Consider the following 6,402-nt stretch of genomic DNA (forward strand, 5'->3'; position numbering starts at 1 on the left):
GGCGCCATGGATGGCGCCATCGAGCCCCCATGGACGGGTTTACGGCGTGTCCTGCACGCCCCACCCACCCGGCCCATCACGACCATCCGTCAGTTCGAGCGCGTGCCGCAGAGGGGGCTGCGCCCGATGGAGGGGAACACCTCAGTACCGCTTGATCCCCGGCACCGTGCACCCTTCAATCTGCGCATGCGCCGATACCGCATTCTCCTTCTCGCCCCGCGCCAGGCGCGACTGCTCGATGGTCGCCCAGTGCCGGCGGCACAGTGGCCCCGTCTTCGAACCCAGGTCCACCGCCTTGCGCGCGAACGTCTCCGCCTCGGCCCACTGGCCCTGCAGCAGCGCGATCTCCGCGCGTTCCTGCAGCACCGCCGGGTCGCCCGCCACGATCTGCAGCGCCTGGTCCAGGCTGCCGGCGGCGGCGGCCAAGTCGTTGCCCTGGCGCTGGGCCAGTGCGGTCTGGCGCAGGTCTTCCACCTGCGAATCACGCAGCGGCTGCACCGACAGTTCCTTGTCGTCCGGGCCAGCGGCGGCTTCCACGTTGGCCAGGCGCTGGGCCGGCGTGGTGGTGTCCACCGGCTTGGCTGCCGGCGGCGGGCTGCTCACGCAGGCGGCCAAGGCCAGGCTCAGGCCGGTCACGGCCAGCAGCGGATACAGGGATCGAAAGGTCATCGGCATCACCGGCTGGGAGGAGGAGTGGCGGCAGCGGGCGCTGCGGCAGGTTCGGCGGCAGGCGGTTCCTGCTTGCGGTCCAGGCCGAACCAGCTGCGCCAGCCACCGCTTTCGCTTTCACCGCCCTGCTCGTCCGGCAACGCGGCCGGCGCGCAGGAGGCGTAGGCCGGCGCGTAGCCAACCACGAACGGGAAGCGACGGGCGTCCGGACAGCCTTCATCGGTGCTGTTGGTACCGGTGGCGGCCACCGACTGCCAGTCCAGGCCCTTGTTGCTGACCTTCAGCGGCGCACTCGGCAGGCGCTGGAAGATGCCCGACCACACCCGCATCGCACCGGTGGCGCCGTACAGGCCAGCCTGTTCGTTCTGGTCGTTGCCCATCCAGATCACCGCCAGGTGGTCGCCGGTGTAACCGGCATACCAGCTGTCGCGGCCATCGTTGGTGGTGCCGGTCTTGCCGGCCGGCTGCAGGCGGCCCAGGCCATCGGCGTTCAGGCGCTGCGCGGTGCCGCTGGCGACGACCTGCTGCAGGCCGATGCTGATCAGGTTGGCGGCAATCGAATCGCCTTCCTGGGCCGGGGCCGGGGTCTTGTCGTAGCGCTTGAGCAGCTTGCCCTGCGGATCGAGCACGCCACGCACCGCATGCAGCGGCTGGATCTCGCCACCGGAGGCCAGGAACTGGTACAGCTGGGCCATCGCATACGGGCTCTGGTCGGTCGAGCCGAGGATCACCGCCGGATTGGGATCCGCCTTGATGCCGGCCAGCACGTGGATCAGCTGGGTCACCCGTTCCGGGCCGACCTGCATGCCCACGCGCACGGTCGCTTGGTTGTAGGAATGGGCCAGCGCGTCGATCAGCCGCACCGTGCCGTGGCTGCGGTTGTCCGCGTTGCCCGGGCTCCAGTTGCGGCCACGGCCGAGCTGCACCGTCACAGGTGAATCATCCACCCAGCTGGCCAGCGAATAACGGTCCGGCTGGGCCAGGGCGAGCAGGTACACGAACGGCTTCAGCAGCGAACCGACCGGGCGCTGTGCCTCGATGGCGCGGTTGAAGCCGACCTCGGACACTTCGCGGCTGCCGATCACCGCCACCACGTCGCCGTTGTGCACGTCGGTCATCACCATGCCCGCCTGCAGCTCGGGACGACGCTTGCTCTCCAGCGACTTGATGGTGCGGGTGACCGCGCCTTCGGCGTAGGCCTGCGCGGAGGGCGACATGCCGCTCATGACGCTCAGGCCGGCGCCCTGCAGGGCCGATTCAGGGTAGTCATGACCGAGCTGGCGACGTACCAGGTCGACATAGGCGGGGAAGCGGTTGGCCGCCACCAGGCCCGGGCTCTTGGGCACGCCCAGCGGCGCCTTCAGCGCCCGCTGGTACTCGGCGTCGTCGATCAGGGTTGCTTCGTGCAGCTTGCCCAGCACGAAGTTGCGGCGGTCGGTCGCGCGCTCCGGGTTGCGACGCGGGTCGTAGTAAGACGGCCCCTTGACCAGGCCGATCAGCAGCGCGATGTGCTCGGTATCCAGCGAGGACAGGTCGCGACCGAACCAGAACTCGGCGCCGGAGGACATGCCGTGGATCGCCTGGCTGCCGCGCTGGCCCAGGTACACCTGGTTGAGGTAGGCCTCGAAAATGGTGCGCTTGTCGTAGCGCGCTTCCATGATCAGCGCGTACAGCACTTCATTGAACTTGCGGGTGAGTGTCTGTTCCTTGCCGATGCCGAGCAGGCCGCTGCGGGCCAGCTGCTGGGTCAGCGTGGACGCGCCCTGGCGGCTCTGGCCACCGGAACGGATGGTTACCCACACCGCGCGCGCGATGCCGGACAGGTCGATGCCGTGGTGGCGGTTGAAGTCCTTGTCCTCCACCGCCTGCAGGCCGGTCACCAGCAGGTCCGGCGCTTCGTTCATGCGGATCAGGCGGCGCTCTTCCTGCTTCTGCCCGTACAGCGTGGCGATGCGCGCCGGATCCAGGCGGGCGGCCTTCAGTGCCTTGCGCGAATCGGGGTCACGCAGCGACGCGATGCTGCCGCCGGACAGCGACAGTTCCACGCGCTTGGCAGCGACGTGGCCATCGACATCGTTGTAGCCGCGGCTGGAAATGGTGAAGCGCCCGCCCTGCACCGCATAGGTCGCCGGGTCCTTGCCCAGGCCATCATCGCGGTAGGCCGACGCCGCCAGTTCGGTCTTCAGCGTGGCGGCGTCCATGGCCTTGCCGGGCACCAGCACCAGCGGGCGCGCGTAGACACGTGTCGGAATCTGCCAGCGCAGTTCGCCAAAACGCTGGGTGACCTGTTGGTTCAGGTAAAGCGTATAGGGAATGAGGAACCCCAGTCCCAACGCGACTGCCGCCATGGTCCAGGTGATCAACCGGCGGCGCCACAGGGGACTGGAGTCCTGCTGGTCGTCGTCGTCGAAATCGTCGATGTCGTCGGAATCGTAGCGTCGGGGCACGGGAATGCGAGAATGTAGGGTCAGGCGAGTCTACCCCAGCCACCGTGGCTGGCGGATTCCCCCGTGTTCCCCCGCTTAAGCTGGAGTTGCAACCGGATGGCGATGTCTTTGGCCGAAATCCGCTACCTGATCAATCGCCTGACGGGCCTGGCCCGGCGCAGCCTGGCCAGCCTGCGGACCCGCGGCTGGCGGGCCACCTGGCAGCGCATCCGGGTGCACAGCCAGCGTGCCGTGCCGGCCCCGCGTGCCCCGCTGTACCTGCCGGCCACACAGGCGTTCGCGCCGTTCAGCGTGCCTTTCAGCGAATCGCCGGTGGTGAGCATCATCATCCCGGTCTACAACCACGCCGATCACACCCTGGCCTGCCTGCGGGCGCTGGCCGCGCATCCGCCGGCGGCCGCCTGCGAGATCCTGGTGGTCGACGACGGCAGCAGCGATGCCACCGTGCAATGGATGCCGCAGGTTGCCGGCCTGCGTTACGAGGTGCGTGAGCGCAACGGCGGTTTCATCGACGCCTGCAATGACGGCGTGGAGCGCGCGCGCGGCCAGTACGTGGTGCTGCTGAACAACGATACGGTGCCGCAGCCGGGCTGGCTGGACGCCCTGCTGGATACCTTCACTGCGGTGCCGGAGGCCGGCCTGGTCGGCAGCCAGCTGCTCTACCCCGATGGCCGCCTGCAGGAATCGGGCGGGGTGATCTTCGCCGACGGCAGCGGCTGGAGCTATGGCCGCTTCGAGGCCGCCGACGACCCGCGCTATGCCAGCCTGCGCGACGTGGACTACTGCTCCGGCGCGGCGCTGATGCTGCCGCGCGCCCTGTGGCAGCAGCTGGGTGGCTTCGATACCCGCTACCGGCCGGCCTACTACGAAGACACCGATCTGGCCTTCAGCGTGCGGGCGCTGGGCCGCCGCGTGCTGGTGCAGCCGGCGAGCCGGGTCATCCACGATGAAGGCACCAGCAACGGCACTGATACCGGCAGCGGGGTGAAGGCCTACCAGGTGCGCAACCAGGGCATCTTCGCCGCCAGATGGGCCACCGAACTGGCGCGCCACCCGGCCGTGGGCGAAGTGCCCTCGCCCGCCCTGCTGTACCGCGGCCGCCGCCAAGTGCTGATTCTGGACGAAGAAGTCCCGCGCCCCGAGCGCGATTCGGCCTCGCTGCGCCAGGTCAACCTGATCCGCCTGCTGCTGCAGGCCGGGGCCCATGTGGTGTTCGTGCCGACCCGGCGCGAGCACGGCGGCGTGGCCACCGACGCCCTGCAACGGATGGGCGTGGAAGTCTGGTACGCACCGTTCATCGAGGGCGTGGCCGGCTGGCTGCGCAGCCACGCTGCGCGCTTCGACGTGGCCCTGCTGGTACGCCACCACGTGGCCAACGAATGCCTGCCCCTGCTCAAACGCTACGCGCCGCAGGCACGCACCGTGTTCGACACGGTGGACCTGCACTACCTGCGCGAGCGCCGCGGCGCCGAAGTGGCCGGCGATGCCAGCCTGCTGCGTGCGGCCGAACGCACCCGCAGCAGCGAACTGGCGGTGATGGAGCAGTGCGACGTCACCGTGCTGGTCAGTGCCGCCGAGCGCGAACAGCTGCAGGCCGATGCACCGCGCGTACGGGTGGAGCTGATCTCCAACCTGCATGAAGTGGCCGGCGCAGGTGCGCCGTATGCACAGCGCCACGACCTGGTATTCGTCGGCGGCTTCCGCCACCCGCCGAACCTGGATGCGATGGAATGGTTCATCGGCGAGGTCTTCGCCGGCATCCGCGCGCAGCTGCCGCAGGTGCGCCTGCACTGCATCGGCGCGGCCGCGCCGGAAAGCCTGCTGGCGCTGGCCGCCGGCCAGCCCGGGGTGGAGATGCACGGCTTCGTCGAGGACATCGTGCCGTACATGGACGGTGCCCGCATCGCCATTGCCCCGCTGCGCTTCGGCGCCGGGGTGAAGGGCAAGATCAACCTGAGCATGGCCCATGGCCAGCCGGTGGTCGGCACCACGTGCGCGGTGGAAGGCATGCACCTGCAGCCGGGCCAGGACGTGCTGGTGGCAGATGACGCCGTCACGTTCGCGGCCGAGGTCGTGCGCCTCTACCAGGACCCGCAGCTGTGGCAGCAGCTGTCCGATGCGGGCCTGGCCAACGTCGCCCAGCACTTCTCGCTGGATGCGGCGCGGGCCACCGTGCAGCGGGTGTTCTTCGACTAATCCAGCCGCCCGCCGGCCTGCCGCAGGCGCTGCTCGAACGTAGCCAGCTCCGGCAGGTCCGGCTGCAGCTGGCGCACCTGGTCGACCGCGGCCGCGGCGAAGGCCACGTCGCCGCGGCCCAGCCGCTCACTGCCGATGGCCAGCCAGCGCTGTGCCAACCGCACCCGTGCCGACGGCAGGCCCGTCGCGGTCGGCGCCAGGGTCTGCCAGGCCTGCAGGCAGGCGCCCGCCGCCTGCACCCGGTTCTGCCGCAGGTTGTCATCGAAACACTGCCGGCTGGCCGGCAGCAGGCGCGCGGCAGCCGCCCTCACCCGCGCATCGCGCGGAGCCAGCGCCTGTGCCTCACGCAGCGCGTCGAACGCGCTATGCCCGGGCGGGCTGATCCAGCGTCCTTCACGCTCGGCGCGATCGATCTGGCGCAGGTGGTCGCGCAGTGTCCGCTCGCGCTGGGCCGTGCTCAATACCGGCTGCTGCTGTCCCTGCCGCGCCTGCTGGGCGCGCTGGATGCGCTGTGCGGCCTGCTGCAGCGCCGCCTGCGATGCGCCGAGTGCAGCGGCACGCGCACGGTCGGTCTCGGCCGCCTCGAACTGGAAATCGGCGGCCTGGCGCTGGCTGCGTGCCAGCAGCGCCTGCGCCGTCTGTTCGCGGCCGCGCAATGCATTGGGGTCATCAGGCGCCACTGCCAGCACGGCGTCAAAGGCGTTGGCCGCGGCGTCCAGCGTCTGCTGCTTCAGTGCACGCTGGGCCTGCCGCAGGCGCTGGTCGACCGCGCGCGCCAGCGCTTCCTGGCTGGCCGGCAGATCGCTGTGACCGGCATCGAACTGGCGCGCACGCTGCAGCAGGGCCGCGGTCTGCGCCAGCTCGCCGCGTGCAGCCAGCGCGCGGGCGCGCTGCAGCAGATCGCTCAGGGCATCTTCGCGTCCTTCCAGCGCCGGCAGGTTGTCCGGCTGCAGGGCCAGGATGCGCTGGAACAGCGGCAGCGCACTACTGTCGCCCTCATCCAGGCGGCCGGCCGCGAACGCATTGCGCGCCTGTGCCAGCAAGGCACCGATCCCCGCGCCCGCACTGCGCCGCGCCTGCAGCTGCCGCG

At 70.2% G+C, this 6,402-nt stretch carries 4 protein-coding genes; 1 reads left to right on the forward strand and 3 read right to left on the reverse strand.

The features are described from left to right. Positions 1 to 141: 141 nt before the first annotated feature. Together DCO49_RS19010 and mrcB are read right to left on the reverse strand one after the other, a co-directional pair. Entirely contained in the window at positions 142 to 675 is a 534-nt protein-coding gene (locus DCO49_RS19010; RefSeq protein WP_116865319.1) for a hypothetical protein, read from the reverse strand. Beyond that, positions 675 to 3,116, reverse strand: coding sequence for a penicillin-binding protein 1B (gene mrcB, locus DCO49_RS19015; RefSeq protein WP_116865320.1), 2,442 nt, complete (start codon positions 3,114 to 3,116; stop codon positions 675 to 677). Before mrcB ends, DCO49_RS19010 begins: the two co-directional genes overlap by 1 nt. Positions 3,117 to 3,212: 96 nt before the next feature. Here mrcB and DCO49_RS19020 point away from each other — a divergent pair, with 96 nt between their 5' ends. After that, positions 3,213 to 5,312, forward strand: coding sequence for a glycosyltransferase (locus DCO49_RS19020; protein WP_116865321.1), 2,100 nt, complete (start codon positions 3,213 to 3,215; stop codon positions 5,310 to 5,312). Here DCO49_RS19020 and DCO49_RS19025 read toward each other — a convergent pair. Then, positions 5,309 to 6,402, reverse strand: a 1,094-nt coding sequence (locus DCO49_RS19025) for a hypothetical protein (protein WP_116865322.1), incomplete at its 5' end; no start/stop codon positions are given. The genes DCO49_RS19020 and DCO49_RS19025 overlap by 4 nt on opposite strands.

Source organism: Stenotrophomonas sp. SPM (genome assembly GCF_003105135.1).
Taxonomy (GTDB): domain Bacteria; phylum Pseudomonadota; class Gammaproteobacteria; order Xanthomonadales; family Xanthomonadaceae; genus Stenotrophomonas.

Coding starts and splice junctions, on each gene's coding strand:
- DCO49_RS19010 (WP_116865319.1), bottom strand. CDS start 675: ATGCCGATGACCTTTCGATCCCTGTATCCGCTGCTGGCCGTGACCGGC.
- DCO49_RS19020 (WP_116865321.1), top strand. CDS start 3,213: ATGGCGATGTCTTTGGCCGAAATCCGCTACCTGATCAATCGCCTGACG.